This window comes from Gracilimonas sp. (genome assembly GCF_031581265.1).
GTDB lineage: Bacteria > Bacteroidota > Rhodothermia > Balneolales > Balneolaceae > Gracilimonas.
Window position 1 is genome coordinate 1 of record NZ_JAVLBQ010000049.1, and the last position, 16,296, is coordinate 16,296.

The 16,296-nt window shown below is 41.1% G+C and carries 30 protein-coding genes and 1 rRNA gene; all 31 read right to left on the bottom strand.

The window, feature by feature from the left end:
• Positions 1-1,313: ribosomal RNA gene (locus RI561_RS12990) — 16S ribosomal RNA — on the bottom strand; the annotation flags it as partial.
• 305 nt (positions 1,314-1,618) lie between these two features.
• On the bottom strand, positions 1,619-2,173 hold the full coding sequence (gene rplQ, locus RI561_RS12995; RefSeq protein ID WP_395080679.1) for a 50S ribosomal protein L17: 555 nt from the start codon (positions 2,171-2,173) through the stop codon (positions 1,619-1,621).
• Between the two features lie 17 nt (positions 2,174-2,190).
• Positions 2,191-3,162, bottom strand: coding sequence for a DNA-directed RNA polymerase subunit alpha (locus RI561_RS13000; protein WP_395080680.1), 972 nt, complete (start codon positions 3,160-3,162; stop codon positions 2,191-2,193).
• A gap of 24 nt (positions 3,163-3,186) precedes the next feature.
• Positions 3,187-3,792 carry a 30S ribosomal protein S4 gene (gene rpsD / locus RI561_RS13005; protein WP_395080681.1) on the bottom strand — a complete coding sequence of 202 codons (606 nt, stop codon included), beginning with the start codon at positions 3,790-3,792 and terminating at the stop codon, positions 3,187-3,189.
• 18 nt (positions 3,793-3,810) lie between these two features.
• A complete protein-coding gene (gene rpsK, locus RI561_RS13010) occupies positions 3,811-4,218 on the bottom strand; it encodes a 30S ribosomal protein S11 (protein ID WP_395080682.1) in 408 nt (135 codons plus the stop codon).
• Between the two features lie 19 nt (positions 4,219-4,237).
• Complete coding sequence (gene rpsM, locus RI561_RS13015; protein ID WP_395080683.1) at positions 4,238-4,615, bottom strand: 30S ribosomal protein S13; 378 nt, start codon at positions 4,613-4,615, stop codon at positions 4,238-4,240.
• A 21-nt stretch (positions 4,616-4,636) separates the two neighbouring features.
• Complete coding sequence (gene rpmJ, locus RI561_RS13020) at positions 4,637-4,753, bottom strand: 50S ribosomal protein L36 (RefSeq protein WP_071594720.1); 117 nt, start codon at positions 4,751-4,753, stop codon at positions 4,637-4,639.
• A 10-nt stretch (positions 4,754-4,763) separates the two neighbouring features.
• A complete protein-coding gene (gene infA, locus RI561_RS13025) occupies positions 4,764-4,982 on the bottom strand; it encodes a translation initiation factor IF-1 (RefSeq protein WP_103664582.1) in 219 nt (72 codons plus the stop codon).
• Complete coding sequence (gene map, locus RI561_RS13030) at positions 4,975-5,784, bottom strand: type I methionyl aminopeptidase (protein WP_395080684.1); 810 nt, start codon at positions 5,782-5,784, stop codon at positions 4,975-4,977. The genes infA and map overlap by 8 nt, the downstream gene beginning before the upstream one ends.
• Before the next feature lies 1 nt (position 5,785).
• The gene (gene secY, locus RI561_RS13035; protein ID WP_395080685.1) at positions 5,786-7,099 is read right to left on the bottom strand and encodes a preprotein translocase subunit SecY; all 1,314 of its coding nucleotides are present in this window, start codon (positions 7,097-7,099) and stop codon (positions 5,786-5,788) included.
• A 19-nt stretch (positions 7,100-7,118) separates the two neighbouring features.
• Positions 7,119-7,574 (bottom strand): 50S ribosomal protein L15, encoded by a 456-nt coding sequence (gene rplO, locus RI561_RS13040; protein WP_395080703.1) that lies wholly within the window; start codon positions 7,572-7,574, stop codon positions 7,119-7,121.
• Between the two features lie 19 nt (positions 7,575-7,593).
• The gene (gene rpsE / locus RI561_RS13045; RefSeq protein WP_395080686.1) at positions 7,594-8,118 is read right to left on the bottom strand and encodes a 30S ribosomal protein S5; all 525 of its coding nucleotides are present in this window, start codon (positions 8,116-8,118) and stop codon (positions 7,594-7,596) included.
• Positions 8,119-8,135: 17 nt separating this feature from the next.
• Positions 8,136-8,474, bottom strand: coding sequence for a 50S ribosomal protein L18 (rplR, locus tag RI561_RS13050; protein ID WP_395080687.1), 339 nt, complete (start codon positions 8,472-8,474; stop codon positions 8,136-8,138).
• A 12-nt stretch (positions 8,475-8,486) separates the two neighbouring features.
• On the bottom strand, positions 8,487-9,041 hold the full coding sequence (gene rplF / locus RI561_RS13055; protein WP_395080688.1) for a 50S ribosomal protein L6: 555 nt from the start codon (positions 9,039-9,041) through the stop codon (positions 8,487-8,489).
• An 18-nt stretch (positions 9,042-9,059) separates the two neighbouring features.
• Positions 9,060-9,452 carry a 30S ribosomal protein S8 gene (gene rpsH, locus RI561_RS13060; RefSeq protein ID WP_395080689.1) on the bottom strand — a complete coding sequence of 131 codons (393 nt, stop codon included), beginning with the start codon at positions 9,450-9,452 and terminating at the stop codon, positions 9,060-9,062.
• A 17-nt stretch (positions 9,453-9,469) separates the two neighbouring features.
• Positions 9,470-9,739, bottom strand: a complete 270-nt coding sequence (gene rpsN / locus RI561_RS13065; RefSeq protein WP_395080690.1) for a 30S ribosomal protein S14 — start codon at positions 9,737-9,739, stop codon at positions 9,470-9,472.
• Between the two features lie 12 nt (positions 9,740-9,751).
• Positions 9,752-10,303, bottom strand: a complete 552-nt coding sequence (gene rplE / locus RI561_RS13070; protein ID WP_395080691.1) for a 50S ribosomal protein L5 — start codon at positions 10,301-10,303, stop codon at positions 9,752-9,754.
• A 14-nt stretch (positions 10,304-10,317) separates the two neighbouring features.
• Positions 10,318-10,671: a 50S ribosomal protein L24 gene (gene rplX / locus RI561_RS13075; protein ID WP_395080692.1), complete on the bottom strand. Its 354-nt coding sequence runs from the start codon at positions 10,669-10,671 to the stop codon at positions 10,318-10,320.
• A 15-nt stretch (positions 10,672-10,686) separates the two neighbouring features.
• On the bottom strand, positions 10,687-11,055 hold the full coding sequence (rplN, locus tag RI561_RS13080; RefSeq protein ID WP_395080693.1) for a 50S ribosomal protein L14: 369 nt from the start codon (positions 11,053-11,055) through the stop codon (positions 10,687-10,689).
• A 24-nt stretch (positions 11,056-11,079) separates the two neighbouring features.
• Positions 11,080-11,343, bottom strand: coding sequence for a 30S ribosomal protein S17 (gene rpsQ / locus RI561_RS13085; protein ID WP_395080694.1), 264 nt, complete (start codon positions 11,341-11,343; stop codon positions 11,080-11,082).
• 17 nt (positions 11,344-11,360) lie between these two features.
• Positions 11,361-11,558 (bottom strand): 50S ribosomal protein L29, encoded by a 198-nt coding sequence (gene rpmC, locus RI561_RS13090; protein WP_395080695.1) that lies wholly within the window; start codon positions 11,556-11,558, stop codon positions 11,361-11,363.
• 1 nt (position 11,559) lies between these two features.
• Positions 11,560-11,982 carry a 50S ribosomal protein L16 gene (rplP, locus tag RI561_RS13095; protein ID WP_395080696.1) on the bottom strand — a complete coding sequence of 141 codons (423 nt, stop codon included), beginning with the start codon at positions 11,980-11,982 and terminating at the stop codon, positions 11,560-11,562.
• A gap of 19 nt (positions 11,983-12,001) precedes the next feature.
• Entirely contained in the window at positions 12,002-12,754 is a 753-nt protein-coding gene (rpsC, locus tag RI561_RS13100) for a 30S ribosomal protein S3 (protein WP_395080697.1), read from the bottom strand.
• A gap of 12 nt (positions 12,755-12,766) precedes the next feature.
• Complete coding sequence (gene rplV / locus RI561_RS13105) at positions 12,767-13,144, bottom strand: 50S ribosomal protein L22 (protein ID WP_395080698.1); 378 nt, start codon at positions 13,142-13,144, stop codon at positions 12,767-12,769.
• A gap of 18 nt (positions 13,145-13,162) precedes the next feature.
• Positions 13,163-13,435 (bottom strand): 30S ribosomal protein S19, encoded by a 273-nt coding sequence (gene rpsS / locus RI561_RS13110; RefSeq protein ID WP_255133399.1) that lies wholly within the window; start codon positions 13,433-13,435, stop codon positions 13,163-13,165.
• Positions 13,436-13,446: 11 nt separating this feature from the next.
• Positions 13,447-14,280: a 50S ribosomal protein L2 gene (gene rplB / locus RI561_RS13115; protein WP_395080699.1), complete on the bottom strand. Its 834-nt coding sequence runs from the start codon at positions 14,278-14,280 to the stop codon at positions 13,447-13,449.
• Positions 14,281-14,293: 13 nt separating this feature from the next.
• A complete protein-coding gene (gene rplW, locus RI561_RS13120) occupies positions 14,294-14,581 on the bottom strand; it encodes a 50S ribosomal protein L23 (RefSeq protein WP_395080700.1) in 288 nt (95 codons plus the stop codon).
• On the bottom strand, positions 14,578-15,228 hold the full coding sequence (rplD, locus tag RI561_RS13125; RefSeq protein ID WP_395080701.1) for a 50S ribosomal protein L4: 651 nt from the start codon (positions 15,226-15,228) through the stop codon (positions 14,578-14,580). The genes rplW and rplD overlap by 4 nt, the downstream gene beginning before the upstream one ends.
• A 2-nt stretch (positions 15,229-15,230) precedes the next feature.
• On the bottom strand, positions 15,231-15,872 hold the full coding sequence (rplC, locus tag RI561_RS13130; RefSeq protein WP_395080702.1) for a 50S ribosomal protein L3: 642 nt from the start codon (positions 15,870-15,872) through the stop codon (positions 15,231-15,233).
• Between the two features lie 26 nt (positions 15,873-15,898).
• Complete coding sequence (gene rpsJ, locus RI561_RS13135; protein WP_018128596.1) at positions 15,899-16,210, bottom strand: 30S ribosomal protein S10; 312 nt, start codon at positions 16,208-16,210, stop codon at positions 15,899-15,901.
• A gap of 10 nt (positions 16,211-16,220) precedes the next feature.
• The coding region (locus RI561_RS13140; RefSeq protein WP_210374899.1) for a hypothetical protein at positions 16,221-16,296 on the bottom strand (76 nt) is incomplete at its 5' end.

A 16,296-nucleotide genomic window follows, 5' to 3' on the forward strand; every position in this document is an offset into this window, starting at 1 on the left:
CAGACTCCAATCCGAACTGAGAATGGCTTTGTGGATTTGCTCCTGCTCGCGCAGTGGCTACCCATTGTACCATCCATTGTAGCACGTGTGCAGCCCTGGACGTAAGGGCCATGATGACTTGACGTCGTCCCCACCTTCCTCACTACTTGCGTAGGCAGTCTGGCTAGAGTCCCCACCATTACGTGCTGGTAACTAACCACAGGGGTTGCGCTCGTTGCGGGACTTAACCCAACACCTCACGGCACGAGCTGACGACAGCCATGCAGCACCTTCCATAGTGCCCCGAAGGGACCCTCCTTTTCGGGAGGTAACACTGTGAATTTAGCCCAGGTAAGGTTCCTCGCGTTGCATCGAATTAAGCCACATGCTCCACCGCTTGTGCGGGCCCCCGTCAATTCCTTTGAGTTTTAACCTTGCGGCCGTACTCCCCAGGCGGAGAACTTAACGCGTTAGCTGCGCCACCAAGCTCATAAAGAGCCCGACGGCTAGTTCTCATCGTTTACAGCGTGGACTACCAGGGTATCTAATCCTGTTCGCTCCCCACGCTTTCGTGCCTCAGCGTCAGTTACAGTCCAGCCGGCCGCCTTCGCCACTGGTGTTCTTCGTAATATCTATGCATTTCACCGCTACACTACGAATTCCACCGACCTCTTCTGTACTCAAGAAACCCAGTATCCATGGCAATTTTACCGTTAAGCGGCAAGATTTCACCACAGACTTAGGCTCCCGCCTACGCACCCTTTACACCCAATGATTCCGGACAACGCTTGCACCCTCCGTATTACCGCGGCTGCTGGCACGGAGTTAGCCGGTGCTTATTCAAATGGTACCGTCACCCCAGGGCAAACCCCAGGCGTTCTTCCCATTTAAAAGCCGTTTACAACCCATAGGGCCGTCTTCCGGCACGCGGCGTGGCTGCGTCAGGGTTTCCCCCATTGCGCAAGATTCCTCACTGCTGCCTCCCGTAGGAGTCTGGGCCGTGTCTCAGTCCCAGTGTGGGGGATCATCCTCTCAGACCCCCTAGCTATCATCGCCTTGGTGAGCCGTTACCTCACCAACTAACTAATAGCACGCAGACCCCTCTATATCCGAACCGAAGTCCTTTAACAACTGTGGCCATGCGGCCCCGCTGCATTATGCGGTATTAGCATCCCTTTCGGAATGTTATCCCCCTGATATAGGCAGGTTATCTACGCGTTACTCACCCGTCCGCCAGTCTCCAGGAAGTGCAAGCACCTCCCTTCTCCTTCGACTTGCATGTGTTAAGCCCGCCGCCAGCGTTCGTCCTGAGCCAGGATCAAACTCTCCATTGTAAATATCTACTATATACTCTGTGAGCTCGACCCTACGCTCTTGGTCATTTTTTATGCAAATTAATGCATCAAAGAATTGAACAAGCTCTCGCTCGCACAAACAATCTGATCTATACTTCATTATGTCTAAGAACAAGTGTTTCGCTTTTGTAAAATCGGTTGCGAAACAGAAACCAAAGATAAGGGATATTGTGTTCAGATGTCAAGTTTATTTTTGACTAAATTTGACTTTTTTACCCTTTCAATACAAACAACAAATGACCTCCAAGTTGAAGGCCAAAATACAATAGAAAAGTAGAAAAATATTACTCTTCTTCCTGAGATTTGTCTTTAGATTCTCCTGAGTCAGCAGCATCAGCTTCAGCTTTGGAACTCTTCTTGGAAGAGTCTTCAACTTTCTTTTTTGATTCTTCAGTTTCTGAAAAAGTTGGCTTATTGCTCTTGCCTGCCCTTCTCGTTCTCTTTTTACCAGATGAAGTTGAGCTACCTTCTGGTTTTATATCATTATAATCTACAAGCTCTACTACAGCAAGCTCGGCACCATCACCTTTGCGACGACCAGCTTTAATTACACGAGTGTAACCACCTGGCCTATCTTTTGATTTAGGGCCCACTTCTTCAAATAGGAGATTGACAGCTTCATTGTTTTGCAGAGTTGAAAATACCTGTCTTCTGTTATGATGGGTATCCTCTTTAGCTCTGGTAATCAATGGTTCTACAAATCCTCTGAGCTCCTTAGCTTTTGCTAAAGTAGTTACAATTCGATGCTCTTTAATCAATGCCATCGATAATGATTGCATTGTTCTTTTCCTGTGAGCAGCAGTTCTGCTTAATTTTCTTCCTTTTACTCCGTGACGCATGGTTAAATTCCTTTACTTTAATCTAAATATTTTGATACGTCCATTCCAAACTCAAGATTCTTCTCTTCAATCACTTCAACAAGTTCACTTAAAGATTTTTTTCCGAAGTTTCTGAATTTGAGTAGATCTTGCTCATCACGAGATACAAGCTCTCCAATAGTATTGATGTTTGCTGACTTCAAGCAATTGTATGCTCTAACACTGAGATTTAAATCTTCAATACTTGTTCTCAGAAGGTTAGCTACTCTTTGTTTTTCAGCATCTACTTCTTCTTCCTCTTGAGTAAATGGTTCCTCAATTTCCTCGGTAATGAACTTCTCAATATGTTCTTTGAGTATCTTACCGGCAATGGTAAGTGCCTCTTTGGCATTCACTGATCCGTCGGTTTGAATATCCATAACCAATTTCTCATAATCAGTACGTTGTCCTACACGGACATTTTCAACATTATACTTAACTGATTTTATTGGGGTGAAAATGGCATCGATTGGTATTAAACCCACATCATCATCCTCAACATCCATTTCTTCTGCCGGCACATATCCACGGCCACGGCCTACTTTGAGTTCAATTTCTAATTCAGCATCATCAGCAAGGTGTCCAAGGACCAACTCAGGGTTTAAGACATCATATTCAGCTGTTGCTTCATCAATGTCTTTAGCCGTTAATAGTCCTTCACCACTTTTTGAAATATGAATGACCCCGGAACTTTGCTCAATTTGCTTAAACCGAACTTCTTTAAAATTCAGAATGAGTTCGTACACATCCTCTTTTACACCTTTGATGCTAGAGTACTCGTGATCAACACCGTTAATTTTAACAGCTGTGATAGCAATTCCCGGAAGTGAAGACAAAAGAACTCTTCTGAAAGAATTTCCAATTGTTACGCCGAAACCTCTTTCTAAAGGTTGTAAAACGAAAGTACCAAAATCATTTTGGTCTTCTTCTACATTAAGCGTTTCGGGCATTTGAATGCTGTAATTGCTCATAATAATGTCTTAAACTTTTTATAATTACTTAGAATAAAGCTCAACAATAAGCTGAACATTTATATTTTCAGGTATCTCTTCCATTGTAGGAACATATAGCAATTTACCTGTTCTTGACTTTTTATCCGTTTCTACCCACTTGTATCTACCAGTAGATGAGCTGGCTAAAGAATCTTCAATTACTTCAAGATTTCGTGACTTTGGCCTAATGGTTATTACATCTCCGGGGCTCAATTCAAAAGAAGGGATATTAACAATTCCGCCATTAACAACAATGTGCTTGTGTGTAACAAGCTGACGAGCTTGACGCCTTGTCCTGGCAAAACCCATTCTAAAAACGGTATTATCCAATCTGCACTCCAAAGCTTGCAGCAAGTTCTCACCGGCTACACCACTTTTTGCTGAAGCAGCTTTAAACAAATTACGAAATTGCTTTTCGAGCAGTCCGTAAGTGTATTTTGCTTTTTGCTTCTCTTCAAGCTGAATAGCGTACTCAGATTTTCTATTAAATCTGGAGCGGCCATGTTCGCCAGGGCCGTAAGGTTTGCGCTCTAAGGCTTTACTTGGTCCAAAGATTGGCTCTTTGAATCTTCTGGCTTTCTTTTGTTTGGGTCCTCTGTATCTTGCCATTATATAATCTTCTTACTATTAAACTCTTCTTCTTTTTGGTGGTCGGCAACCATTATGGGGAAGTGGTGTTCGATCTTTAATCGACGTTACTTCCAAACCTGAACTGGCCATGCCTCGTACTGCTGCTTCTCGACCTGATCCTGGCCCCTTTACAAAAACTTCTACATTTCTAAGGCCCATTTCATGAGCTGTTTTAGCTGCAGTTTCTGCACTCAGTTGTGCAGCATAGGGAGTGTTTTTTCTTGATCCTTTAAAGCCTTCTTTACCAGCTGATGACCAAGACACTACGTTTCCATCAGCGTCGGTTATAGTTACGATTACATTGTTAAACGTAGCCTTAACAAATGCCATCCCATTAGGATCGCTGAGTTGTTTTTTCCTTTTCCGCTTTGCTGCTACTGATGATTTTGGTTGTTTCTTAGCCATGAATTAATTCGATTATTTATTACTTAACGGCTTTCTTTTTTCCAGCCACGGTTTTCTTCTTACCTTTTCGGGTACGTGCATTATTCTGAGTGTTTTGACCTCGAACCGGTAATCCCCGTCGATGTCGCACACCGCGATAACTGCCAATCTCAATCAATCGGCGAATATCTCTATTCACTTCACTTCTGAGCGCACCTTCAACTTTATATTCATCGTCTATTAATTGACGCAATTCACTTACTTCGTTATCAGTCCAATCCTGAACTTTTTTCTCGTGGTCAATTCCCACTCTGTCAAGAATTTCCGCTGCTTTAGAGCGGCCAATTCCATAGATATAAGTAAGACTTATTATGCCTCTTTTTTGTTTAGGTAAATCTATTCCAGCAATACGTGCCATATAAGTACTCTGTTATACTTTTTATCCCTGACGCTGCTTATGGCGAGGGTTTTTCTTGTTTATTACGTAAAGACGCCCTTTACGTCGTACTATTTTGTCGTCTGAACTTCTTTTTTTTACTGATGATCGTGTTTTCATGACAACCTCTTTATTTATATCTGTAAGTTATTCTTCCTTTGGTTAAATCATAGGGCGACATTTCTACTGCCACTCTATCACCTGGGAGAATTTTTATGTAATACATACGCATTTTACCTGATACGTGAGCAAGTATCTCATGCCCGTTATCTAGTTCCACACGGAACTGCGCATTAGGTAATGCTTCAATTATTTCTCCATCTTGTTTTATCGGCTCTTGTTTAGCCATAATACAATATGTTATCTTTTTTTTCCGATAGCTCGGCAATATAATCAAAAGTACTGAGAATTTCAGCCTTTCCTTCTCGAACTACAATATCATGTTCAAAATGTGCTGCCAAGCTTCCGTCGGCTGTAACTACTGTCCAGCCATCGTTCAATGTTTTAGTTTTCCAGGAACCCATCGTAATCATCGGTTCCACAGCAAGCGTCATTCCTGATCGGAGTCGCTCGCCTTTTCCTTTTCTTCCAAAATTGGGTACTGAAGGATCTTCATGCATTGATTTTCCTATTCCGTGCCCAACTAATTCTCTTACCACTCCATAGCCTTCACTTTCACAATGGGTTTGTATAGCATAGGCCATATCACCAATTCTGTTGCCATGGATGGCTTCCTCGATTCCTTTATAAAGAGATTCGAGTGTTGTTTTCAATAATTTCAAAGATTCTTCTGAACATTCGCCAACTGCGAATGTGTAAGCGTGGTCACCAAAGTAACCGTTCTTTTCAACTCCGCAATCAACTGAAACAATGTCGCCTTCTTTTAATTCCCTTTCACCGGGTATCCCATGAACAACTTCTTCATTCACTGAAATACATAATGTTGCAGGAAACTGATTTCCTTTTGGGCCGTAGCCTTTAAAAGCAGGGCGGCCTTTTTCTTTTGCAATATATTCTTCAGCAATTCGGTCAAGAGTACCGGTTTGAACACCAGGCTCAATATGTTTTCCAACTTCGGCCAGCGTTCTTGAGACGATTAATGCACTTTCGCGCATTTTCTCAATTTCCGATTCACTCTTCAAGTAGATCATGCTACATCCTGCGCCGACCTTTAATTCTGCCGGTTTTCATAAAGCCATCATAATGACGCATCATCAAATGACTTTCTATCTGTTGAAGGGTATCTAAAGCGACACCTACTATAATTAATAAACTGGTTCCACCATAAAAGAGTGCAAAGCCGGGTGTTACTCCAAACATACCTACCGCAATTGCAGGCAAAATAGCCACAAAGGACAAGAAGATTGAACCCGGTAAAGTAATCTTAGTTAAAATATTGTCAATAAACTCTACCGTTTGTTTACCTGGTCGTACACCGGGAATAAATCCACCTTGTCGTTTCATCGTATCTGCCATCTCTTTTGGATTTACAGAAATAGCCGTGTAGAAAAAGGTAAAGAACATACAGACAAAGAAGAATACAATCGAGTAAACCAATCCTGTAAAATCAACGGACCATTGAGTCAAAAACTGTACGGTTTCATTATCCGGAAAAAATGAGCCAATTGTACTAGGGATAAACATTATAGACTGAGCAAAGATAATAGGCATTACTCCGGCTGCATTAACCCTCAGTGGCAAATACTGAGTGGTTCCGCCATATACTTTTCGACCTACTACTCTTTTTGCATATTGTACTGGAATTTTACGTGTTCCCTGAGTCAACATAACTACGGCTGCAATTACTAAGATTAAAGCAGCTACTTCAATAATTACCAAAATTGCATTAGCACTGGTTGTAACTTCATTATAGAAACTGGCCGGTAAGGCTGCGATAATACCAATCATAATAATCAGGGAAATACCATTACCAATTCCCCTTTCACTAATTCTTTCACCTAACCACATTACAAATACTGTACCTGCGGTTAGTACCACCATCGCTGTGATTACAAAAGCAAATTCGTTTACAACTATAGCCTGTGGTGCTGTAGATATCAAGTTGATGGAAAAACCTATCGCCTGAACAGCTGTAATACCAACCGTTCCATATCGAGTTAGCTGGGTTATCTTTCTTCGGCCTTCCTCACCTTCTCTTTGCAACTTTTGGAAATAAGGTACAACAGCTCCCATCAACTGAATGATAATAGCTGCGGTAATGTAGGGCATTATTCCAAGTGCAAAAACACCCGCCCTTGAAAAAGCTCCCCCCACAAATAAATCGAAAAGGCCTAATAAGCTATTCGCAGCATTACCGGAACTACCTATTAATTCGTTTGCATCTACCCCAGGAAGTGTGATATAACTACCTACTCGGTATACCATCAACACTCCAACCGTATAAAGAATACGATTTTTGAGGTCTTCAATTTTAAATATGTTGCGAAAGTTTTCTATCAGACTCATGCGACGGCTATACTATCTATTAGTTTTCTGCAATAGTTACTGATCCACCTGCTTTTTCTACCTTCTCTTTGGCAGATGCACTGGCATCGTGAACTTCTATTTCAATTTTCTGTTCAATTTCTCCTCGTCCGAGAAGTTTTACCCTGTCATCACTTTTAGCAAGACCTGCATTAATTAAGTCTTCTAAAGTTATAGAAGTTGTTAACTTCTCAGCTTCAATAAATTCACCGATCGTATGCAAATTAATCACACGGTTTTCTTGTCGGTTTATATTTGTGAAACCAAATTTAGGTAATCTTCGCTGCAGGGGCATTTGACCACCTTCAAACCAAGGTCGTCGCTTAAATCCTGATCTTGACTTTTGCCCGTTATGGCCACGTCCAGATTGCTCTCCTCTTCCGGAGCCCTGTCCACGACCAACACGTTTCCTGTTTTTTCTATTTGGGACTGGTGCTTTTAAATTGCTTAAATCCATCATCAAATTCCTTTAGGTATTATCCTTCAAATACTTTGTTTAGAGAAATATCTCTTCTCTGTGCTACTTCAACAGGATCTGTTAATTCTTTCAAAGCTGTATATGCAGCCTTCACCATGTTATGAGGGTTTGAAGATCCCTGGGATTTTGAAAGAATATTTTCCACACCTGCAACATCCAATAATGCTTTAACAGCACCACCTGCAATTACACCTGTACCTTCAGCTGCCGGACGTAATAATACTTTACCAGCCCCTGCTTTACCAACTATTGGGTGGTAAATACTTTTAGTTTTTGTAAGAGGAACTCTAATAAGGTTCTTCTTTGCATTATCAAATCCTTTTTGGATAGCATCAGAAACTTCATTTGCTTTTCCAAGTCCGTGACCGCAAACACCTTCGCCATCACCAACTACTACAATAGCGTTAAAGCTGAAACGTCGTCCACCTTTTACCACTTTAGAAACACGGTTTACGTGAACCAGTTTTTCTTCCAGGTTTAGATTTGCAGCAGGTATAGATTGTTTTCGTCTAATTTTAGGCATTGTTTATCCCAATTCTATTAAAAGTCTAATCCACCATCGCGAGCGCCGTCTGCGGCTGCCTTCACGATGCCGTGATATTTGTAACCACTACGGTCAAATACCACTTTATCAATTCCTTTATCCAAAGCAGCTTTTGCCAATTCAGCACCGGCTTCTTTTGCATTATCAACGCCACTTTTTGTTTTAGTTGACGTCAATGTTGCTCCAGCCATATCATCAATTAATTGTAGATATGTGTACTTACTACTTTTGTAGATACTAAGGCGAGGTCTTTCGGAGGTCCCTTTTATAGTAGACCGAATTCGCCTTCTAATCTTATTACGTCGTTCTGTTTTCTTCTGTTGTATCTTACTCATTGTTTAAATCCTCTATTTAGCAGCTGATTTACCGGCTTTACGACGTACGTACTCACCAACATATCGTATACCTTTTCCTTTATAAGGTTCAGGCTTTCTGAATGATCTGATTTTTGCAGCAACTTGGCCTACCATTTCTTTATCAACTCCGGAAATAATTAAAAGAGGGTTTTTCCCGGATTTGGTATCAACTTCCAAGCTTATACCTTCTGGAGGTACAAAGAATATCGGATGCGAATAGCCAAGATTAAGTTCCAATACATCACCACTGATAGATGCACGGTAACCAACTCCAATAATTTCCAATTTTTTGGTATAGCCTTCCGATACACCTACTACCGCATTATTAATTAAACTGCGGAATAGTCCGTGTAATGCACGGTTAGATTTTTCATCATCATTTCTTTTAATGATAAGTTCATTATCACTTTTTTCAATAGAAATGTTTGGATGAATTCGGAGTGTGTTGGTTCCTTTTTCACCTTTAAAAGTTGCAATATTATCAGCGTTGATACTGAACTCAACTTTATCAGAAATAGGTACCGGTAAATTTCCAATTCGAGACATAGTTCTTAAAACTGTTTATTAATAAATGGTGCACAAAATCTCGCCGCCAACATTTAGCTTGCGAGCTTCTTTATCGGTCATTACACCTTTTGATGTTGAAAGAATAACAATACCCAATCCATTTTGAGCACGGGGAACATTATCACTGCCCTCATATACTCTTAGTCCGGGCTTTGATTTTCTTTTCATATCGCGGATAACAGGGTGGCCGTATGAATCATATTTCAGAAACAGACGGACTATTCCTTGTTTACCATCTTCGATATCAATGTATTTCGAGATGTATCCTTTGTCAGCCAGGATTTTTGTCATGGCTCGCTTCAATTTAGAAGCCGGGATGTCAACTCTGCGATGCCCTGCTTGTTGGGCATTTCTAATTCGTGTTAAATAATCTGCAATAGGATCTGTCATCGATTCCTCAATTTATTTTACCAGCTTGCTTTACGTACGCCTGGAATTTTGCCGTCGAGGGCAAGTTCACGAAATTTAATTCGTGAAATTCCATATTTACCTACATATCCGCGGCTTCTGCCGGTGATGTTACAGCGATTTCGAACCCTGGTTGGGCTAGCATCGCGTGGTAATTTTTGCAGGCCTTCATAGTCACCAGCTTCTTTGAGCTTGCGACGTTTCTCAGCGTACTTTTTTACAGTTTCTTTTCGTTTTTTGTTTCTTGCTATCCAAGCTTTCTTAGCCATAATAGAATATCCTTAGTTTCTTGTTTGAAATGGCATTCCAAAGTGCTTAAGCAGGGCATAAGCTTCTTCATCCGTTTCTGCGGAAGTAACAAAAGTAATATCCATACCGTGTACTTTTGATACTTTGTCAGAGTCTATTTCCGGAAAAATAGTTTGATCGTTAATACCCAAGGTGTAATTACCCCGGCCATCAAAGCTCTTATCAGGAACTCCCTGGAAGTCACGTGTTCTTGGTAAAGCCAAGTTCACTAATCGATCCAGAAATTCAAACATAATGCGCTGGCGAAGGGTAACTTTACAGCCTATTGGCGTTCCTTCACGCAGTTTGAAATTAGAAATAGACTTTTTTGCCTTTGTAGTAACCGGTTGTTGTCCGGTTATTGCGGCTACATTATCTACAACCGAGTCTAAAAGTTTCTTATCGGTTATAGCATCACCTACACCTACATTAATTACAATTTTCTTGAGTTTGGGTATAGCCATTATGTTCTCATAACCAAACTCTTCGCGTAAATTATCGCGAATTTCGTCTTTATACTGTGTATATAATCTTGCTTCAGCCATTATAATTCTCTTCGTTATTTATCCAACATTTCGCCACTAGTCTTGGCGTAACGAACCCAACGGCCTTTGCCGTCTTCTTCAATTCTCTTACGCCCTACTCTGGTAGGTTCGTCTGTTGTAGGATCAATTACCATCACATTTGAAATGTGGATAGAACCTTCCTTTTTCAGACGTCCACCTTGTGGGTTTTCCTGAGTTGGCTTTTCATGATGGGTTTTCATGTTAATTCCCTCAACGAGCACACGCTCTTTTTGAGGAAACACCATCAATACACGGCCTCTTTTTCCTTTATCGTTACCGGCAATAACTAAAACGTCATCGCCTTTCTTAACGTGTAATTTCTTTTGTTTGTTGAACCTGCGTGGCATACTCTAATTCCTTTTTTAAAGTACTTCCGGTGCAAGCGACACGATTCTCATGAAGCTCTTTTCACGAAGTTCTCTGGCCACCGGGCCAAAAATACGTGTACCTACCGGTTCTTGATCTTTGTTAATTATTACCGCTGCATTTTCATCAAAGCGGATGTAACTGCCATCTCGCCTGCGGTATTCTTTTTTTGTTCGTACAATAACAGCTTTAACAACTTCGCCTTTTTTAACGTTACCGCCTGGTATTGCAGTTTTCACAGAAGCAGAGATTAAATCCCCTACTTTTGCATACCGGCGACGTGAGTCACCCAGTACTTTAATACACATCAGCTTACGGGCGCCGCTGTTGTCTGCTACATTTAATGTCGTATTAGTTTGAACCATCGCTAATTCCTAATGCTCTATTCGTTACTTAGCTTTTTCGACGATTTCAACCAATCGCCATGATTTACGCTTTGATAGTGGTCTTGTAGACATGATGTGTACTTTGTCACCAACGTTTGCTTCGTTGCCTTCATCATGTGCCATATATTTCGTCGTTTTGGTAATATACTTCCCATAAATAGGATGCTTTACCTGACGATCAACAGCAACCGTTATACTTTTATCCATGCGGTTGCTCACTACATGTCCGATTCTTTCTCGTCTTCGGGCTCTTTGTGTTTGTGCCATAGTTAATTCCTTATTGCTTATTCAGCACTACCTTTTTCATTAATAATTGTCTCTAAACGAGCTACCTCTCTTCGGTGATTTTGAAGTCTCGCCGGGTTTTCTAACTGTCCGTTCACAGACTTAGTAAACCGAAGGTTCTGTAGTGCTTCTCGCTCGTCTTTAAGTCGAGCTTGTAATTCAGTAAGTGTTAAATCTCTTAATTCATGTGCTTTCATCTTATCCTCCCTGGTAGTCTCTTCGAACTACGAATTTTGTTTTAATAGGAAGTTTATGAGCTGCACGGCGCAGTGCTTCTTTAGCACGTTCTTCATCAACACCTGCAATTTCAAATAAAATACGTCCGGGTTTTACAACAGCTACCCAATGATCCAATGCACCTTTACCTTTACCCATTCGGGTTTCAGCCGGTTTACTTGTCATAGGTCTATCAGGAAATATCCTGATAAATGTTTGACCGTCTCGCTGTAATGAACGTGCAATTGCAATACGGCAAGCTTCAATCTGTCGGGATGTAATGAATTTGGGCTCCATTGCCTTCAATCCAAAATCGCCGAAATTTATAATGTGCCCGCGCGTTGCGTTGCCTTTTAGTTTGTCGCGATGAACACGGCGTCTCTGAACTCTTTTTGGTTCTAACATCGTTTCGTACTAAGTGTTATTAATTTGATCGATTTCTATTTCTGCTGCGGCGTCGGCTTCTTCGGCCTTTATCGTCACCGCCTCTTCGTTTTCCACGGCCTGAGTCTGAGTCTCTGCCAGACTGTGTTCCAGGTGTCAAATCAACATCGCCGATAATTTCACCTTTAAAAATCCATACCGTTACTCCAATAGAACCATAAATGGTATTTGAAGTTGAGGTTGCGTAGTCAATATCAGCTCTTAATGTGTGCAAAGGAATCTGACCTTCTTTATACTGTTCAGTCCGTGCCATTTCAGCACCACCTAAACGTCCAGCACATCGTACTTTAATACCTTTGGCTCCCATTCTCATCGCAGATGAAATAGCTGTTTTCATAGCTCTTCTGAATGATACACGAGCTTGAAGCTGTTGTGAAATATTTTGTGCTACCAAACTTGCGTCAAGTTCAGGTCGCTTAATTTCACTAACGTTAATTTGTACTTCTTTGCTGGTGATTTTCTTAAGCTCTTCGCGTAACAGCTCAATCTGCTCACCGCCTTTACCGATAATAACACCGGGGCGACTTGTTCTGAGTGTTAGCAAAATACGCTTTGGCGTACGTTCAATAATCACATTAGATAATCCGCCATTGCGAAGTCTTGTATGCAAATACTCACGGAGTTTTTCATCTTCCATGATGAGAGCCGGCTGATTTTCCTCTGAAAACCAGTTAGAATCCCATCCGCGAATGATGCCTAATCTAAAACCAGTTGGATTTGTTTTTTGTCCCAAGGTATTGTTCGTTTATTCGTTTACACTTTCTTGATCACGCTTAGCCACTTTAACAGTGATATGGCATGAACGCTTGTTTATTCGATGAGCTCTACCCATCGGAGCCGGCTGTATACGTTTTAAGGTAACGCCTTCGTCTACATAAATTTCTTTGATATAAATATCTTCATCATCAAAACGCTCTTCCTGAAACTTATCTCGTAAGTTAGCAGCAGCAGACTTGATAACTTTAATTACATCTTCGGAGGCCGCTTTCCTGGTAAATTCCAGACGTTTAATTGCCTTTTCTACTGAACTTCCACGAACAGCATCTACCAATAAACGTACTTTTCGAGGAGCTTTCCTCAAATGTTTTTGTACTGCTCGTGCTTCTAATACTGGAGTATCCATTTCTTATATCCGATTAAATTATTTAGCTGCTTTCTTAACAGGGTGGCCACGAAATGTTCTTGTAGGTGCAAATTCACCTAATTTATGACCTACCATATTTTCAGTTATAAATACCGGGATAAACTGTTTACCGTTGTGAACTGCAAGTGTTAGTCCCATAAAATCCGGAGTTACCATTGAACTCCGAGACCAGGTTTTAATCACTTTCTTGCTTCCACTTTCATTAGCTTCATCAATTTTACGTTGAAGCTTATAGTAAACAAAAGGCCCTTTTTTCAGTGAGCGTGGCATACGTTACTTAATTATTTTTTCTTAGTTTTTCTTCTTCTTACGATATACTTGGAAGACAACTTGTTACGGTTTCTTGTCTTCTTACCTTTTGAGGATTGCCCCCAAGGTGATCGCGGGTGTCCACCGGATGCTTTCCCTTCACCACCACCCATTGGGTGATCAACAGGGTTCATTGCAACACCACGTGTTTGTGGACGAATGCCTTTCCATCTACTTCTACCGGCTTTCGCGATCGTTGTATTCATATGGTCAGGATTACTTGTTTGCCCTACTGTGGCATAGCAAGATCCAAGTATCAGTCTTACTTCACCCGAAGGGAGTTTGATACTAACATACTTGGCTTGTTTACCAAGTAATTGAGCACTTGTCCCTGCACTTCGGCAAAGTGTTCCACCCTGTCCAGGGTTTAATTCAATATTGTGTAAAAACGTACCGGGAGGCATCTTCATCATTGGAAGTGCATTCCCTAAATCGGGAGCTGCATTCTCTCCGGACACAATAGTATCACCAACTTTTAGTCCGTTTGGTGCTATAATGTATCTTCTTTCGCCATCAGCATACGCTACAAGTGCAATACGGGCAGACCTGTTGGGATCATACTCAATAGTTTGCACTTTGGCGGGCACATCATGTTTGTTTCGCTTGAAATCGATAATACGATATCGTCGCTTGTGTCCACCGCCTCGATGGCGTGATGTTATACTTCCGTGTCTGTTTCTACCAGCGGTTGACTTTTTACCGGCCAATAAAGCTTTAAGTGGTTCACTGGTGGTAATGTCATCAAATACAGGAGCTATCCTGTGCCTGGTTCCCGGTGTAATTGGTTTTAATTTCTTAGTAGGCATTATTTTCTATTCCTTAAATTTCAGCAAAGAAATCAATTTCGCCTTCTTTGATCGTTACAATGGCTTTTTTCCAGACCTTTGTTCGGCCTCCTTGGTAACCGCTTCTTGTATATCTGCCTTTTGGTTTTGAAGGCATAATTGCGGTATTAACTTTAGCCACTTTTACTCCCGGATAGGTAGCTTCAATAGCTTTCTTGATTTCCGGTTTTGTAGCATTTTTAGCAACTTCAAATGTGTACTTATCTTGTTCTTGAAGTCGGCTTAATTTCTCAGTTATTACTGGTTTTACGATAATACTCATGCTGCAGCCTCTTCAGTTTTTCCTTCAATACTGTTTTCCAATACTTCTACTGCACTTTCCTGAATAAGTAGTACATCTGCATTCATAATTTGATAGGTATTAGGCTTGTAGCCCTCCAATACACTTACATTAGGAATGTTGCGAGCAGACTTGTAAACAATTGCATCTGTTTCGCCCGTCAGGATTAATACTTTTTTCTCAGAAATTTCAAGGGCAGTTAATATGTCAGAAACACGTGAAGTTTTAGGTTCATCAAAAGAAAAATCTTCTATTACAATCAACCCTTCGGCTTGCGCTTTCAGGCTAAGAGCAGACTTCCTTGCCAATTGACGTGCTTTCTTATTCATCTTAAAGCCATAATCACGAGGCTTTGGTCCAAAAACGGTGCCACCTTTACGGAGTAATGGAGATTTAATATCACCACGACGAGCATTACCGGTACCTTTTTGGCGATACATTTTCTTAGTACTTCCGGTTACTTCACTACGCTCTTTAGTTTTGGCAGTACCTTGGCGCCTGTTTGCCAAATGACGTCTTACATCTTCATAAAGAACCACATCATTAGGTTCTATACCAAAGATTGAATCACTTAACTCGGCTTTTTTACTGCCTTTGGAACCGTCTATTTTATAAATATCTAATTTCATAACTAATTAATAACAGACGTTTTATTGTGAATTTCTACGAAGCCACCTTTTGGTCCCGGTACAGGTCCTGTTACCAGCATCAGGTTTGAATCCTCAAGAATCTTGGCAACATTAAGGTTTTTAGTTTTAACCCTTTCATTACCTGATTGACCAGCCATCCGCATTCCTTTGAATACTTTTGATGGATCGGATGCATTACCGATAGCTCCAGGAGCTCTCATTCGGTTGTGCTGACCGTGAGTAGCATCTCCAACACCACTGAAATTGTGGCGTTTAACTACACCGGTAAAACCACGTCCTTTTGAAGTACCAACAACATCAACAGTATCACCTACTGAAAATACATCACTGATAGTAAGTTCATCACCTACATCAAGTCCTTCAGGTATAAAATCTCTGAATTCTACTACCTGATATTTTGGTGATACACCTGCTTTTTCAAAGTGGCCATTTACGGCTTTTGATACATTTTTTTCACTTCGATCATAAGAAGCAAGTTGTACAGCTGTATAGCCGTCCGTTTCTTCTGTTTTGATCTGGGTAATTGAACAAGGTTCAATTTCGATAACAGTAACCGGTACATTTCTACCGTTGTTATCAAACACGCTTGTCATACCAACTTTTTTTCCTATCAAACCACTCATCGTGTTCGAGTCCTTTTATTATCTATCTATACTTTAATTTCTACGTCAACACCGGAAGGCAATTCCAGCTTCATCAATGCATCAACGGTTTGTGAACCTGTAGACAGAATATCAATCAGTCGCTTATGAGATCTATACTCAAATTGCTCCCGAGATTTCTTGTCAACAAATACAGACTTGTTAACCGTTATGATGCTTTTACGAGTTGGCAGCGGGATTGGGCCCGATACTACCGCACCGGTAGATTTCACAGTCTGAATAATCTTTTCAGCTGATTTATCGATCAGGTTATGATCGTATGACTTCAATTTGATTCTGATTTTCTGTTGTGTTGCCACGATCAGATCCTTAGTCTAAGATTTTAGTTACAACTCCGGCACCTACGGTACGTCCGCCCTCGCGAATCGCAAACCGCAGTCCTTCT

Excerpts from the sequence above, each read along its gene's own strand:
- rplQ (WP_395080679.1), bottom strand. The coding sequence starts at position 2,173 with ATGCGTCACGGAGTAAAAGGAAGAAAATTAAGCAGAACTGCTGCTCAC.
- RI561_RS13000 (WP_395080680.1), bottom strand. The coding sequence starts at position 3,162 with ATGAGCAATTACAGCATTCAAATGCCCGAAACGCTTAATGTAGAAGAA.
- rpsD (WP_395080681.1), bottom strand. The coding sequence starts at position 3,792 with ATGGCAAGATACAGAGGACCCAAACAAAAGAAAGCCAGAAGATTCAAA.
- rpsK (WP_395080682.1), bottom strand. The coding sequence starts at position 4,218 with ATGGCTAAGAAACAACCAAAATCATCAGTAGCAGCAAAGCGGAAAAGG.
- rpsM (WP_395080683.1), bottom strand. The coding sequence starts at position 4,615 with ATGGCACGTATTGCTGGAATAGATTTACCTAAACAAAAAAGAGGCATA.
- rpmJ (WP_071594720.1), bottom strand. The coding sequence starts at position 4,753 with ATGAAAACACGATCATCAGTAAAAAAAAGAAGTTCAGACGACAAAATA.
- infA (WP_103664582.1), bottom strand. The coding sequence starts at position 4,982 with ATGGCTAAACAAGAGCCGATAAAACAAGATGGAGAAATAATTGAAGCA.
- map (WP_395080684.1), bottom strand. The coding sequence starts at position 5,784 with ATGATCTACTTGAAGAGTGAATCGGAAATTGAGAAAATGCGCGAAAGT.
- secY (WP_395080685.1), bottom strand. The coding sequence starts at position 7,099 with ATGAGTCTGATAGAAAACTTTCGCAACATATTTAAAATTGAAGACCTC.
- rplO (WP_395080703.1), bottom strand. The coding sequence starts at position 7,574 with ATGGATTTAAGCAATTTAAAAGCACCAGTCCCAAATAGAAAAAACAGG.
- rpsE (WP_395080686.1), bottom strand. The coding sequence starts at position 8,118 with ATGCCTAAAATTAGACGAAAACAATCTATACCTGCTGCAAATCTAAAC.
- rplR (WP_395080687.1), bottom strand. The coding sequence starts at position 8,474 with ATGAGTAAGATACAACAGAAGAAAACAGAACGACGTAATAAGATTAGA.
- rplF (WP_395080688.1), bottom strand. The coding sequence starts at position 9,041 with ATGTCTCGAATTGGAAATTTACCGGTACCTATTTCTGATAAAGTTGAG.
- rpsH (WP_395080689.1), bottom strand. The coding sequence starts at position 9,452 with ATGACAGATCCTATTGCAGATTATTTAACACGAATTAGAAATGCCCAA.
- rpsN (WP_395080690.1), bottom strand. The coding sequence starts at position 9,739 with ATGGCTAAGAAAGCTTGGATAGCAAGAAACAAAAAACGAAAAGAAACT.
- rplE (WP_395080691.1), bottom strand. The coding sequence starts at position 10,303 with ATGGCTGAAGCAAGATTATATACACAGTATAAAGACGAAATTCGCGAT.
- rplX (WP_395080692.1), bottom strand. The coding sequence starts at position 10,671 with ATGCCACGCAGGTTCAACAAACAAAAGAAATTACACGTTAAGAAAGGC.
- rplN (WP_395080693.1), bottom strand. The coding sequence starts at position 11,055 with ATGGTTCAAACTAATACGACATTAAATGTAGCAGACAACAGCGGCGCC.
- rpsQ (WP_395080694.1), bottom strand. The coding sequence starts at position 11,343 with ATGGCACAAACACAAAGAGCCCGAAGACGAGAAAGAATCGGACATGTA.
- rpmC (WP_395080695.1), bottom strand. The coding sequence starts at position 11,558 with ATGAAAGCACATGAATTAAGAGATTTAACACTTACTGAATTACAAGCT.
- rplP (WP_395080696.1), bottom strand. The coding sequence starts at position 11,982 with ATGTTAGAACCAAAAAGAGTTCAGAGACGCCGTGTTCATCGCGACAAA.
- rplV (WP_395080698.1), bottom strand. The coding sequence starts at position 13,144 with ATGGATACTCCAGTATTAGAAGCACGAGCAGTACAAAAACATTTGAGG.
- rpsS (WP_255133399.1), bottom strand. The coding sequence starts at position 13,435 with ATGCCACGCTCACTGAAAAAAGGGCCTTTTGTTTACTATAAGCTTCAA.
- rplB (WP_395080699.1), bottom strand. The coding sequence starts at position 14,280 with ATGCCTACTAAGAAATTAAAACCAATTACACCGGGAACCAGGCACAGG.
- rplW (WP_395080700.1), bottom strand. The coding sequence starts at position 14,581 with ATGAGTATTATCGTAAAACCAGTAATAACTGAGAAATTAAGCCGACTT.
- rplD (WP_395080701.1), bottom strand. The coding sequence starts at position 15,228 with ATGAAATTAGATATTTATAAAATAGACGGTTCCAAAGGCAGTAAAAAA.
- rplC (WP_395080702.1), bottom strand. The coding sequence starts at position 15,872 with ATGAGTGGTTTGATAGGAAAAAAAGTTGGTATGACAAGCGTGTTTGAT.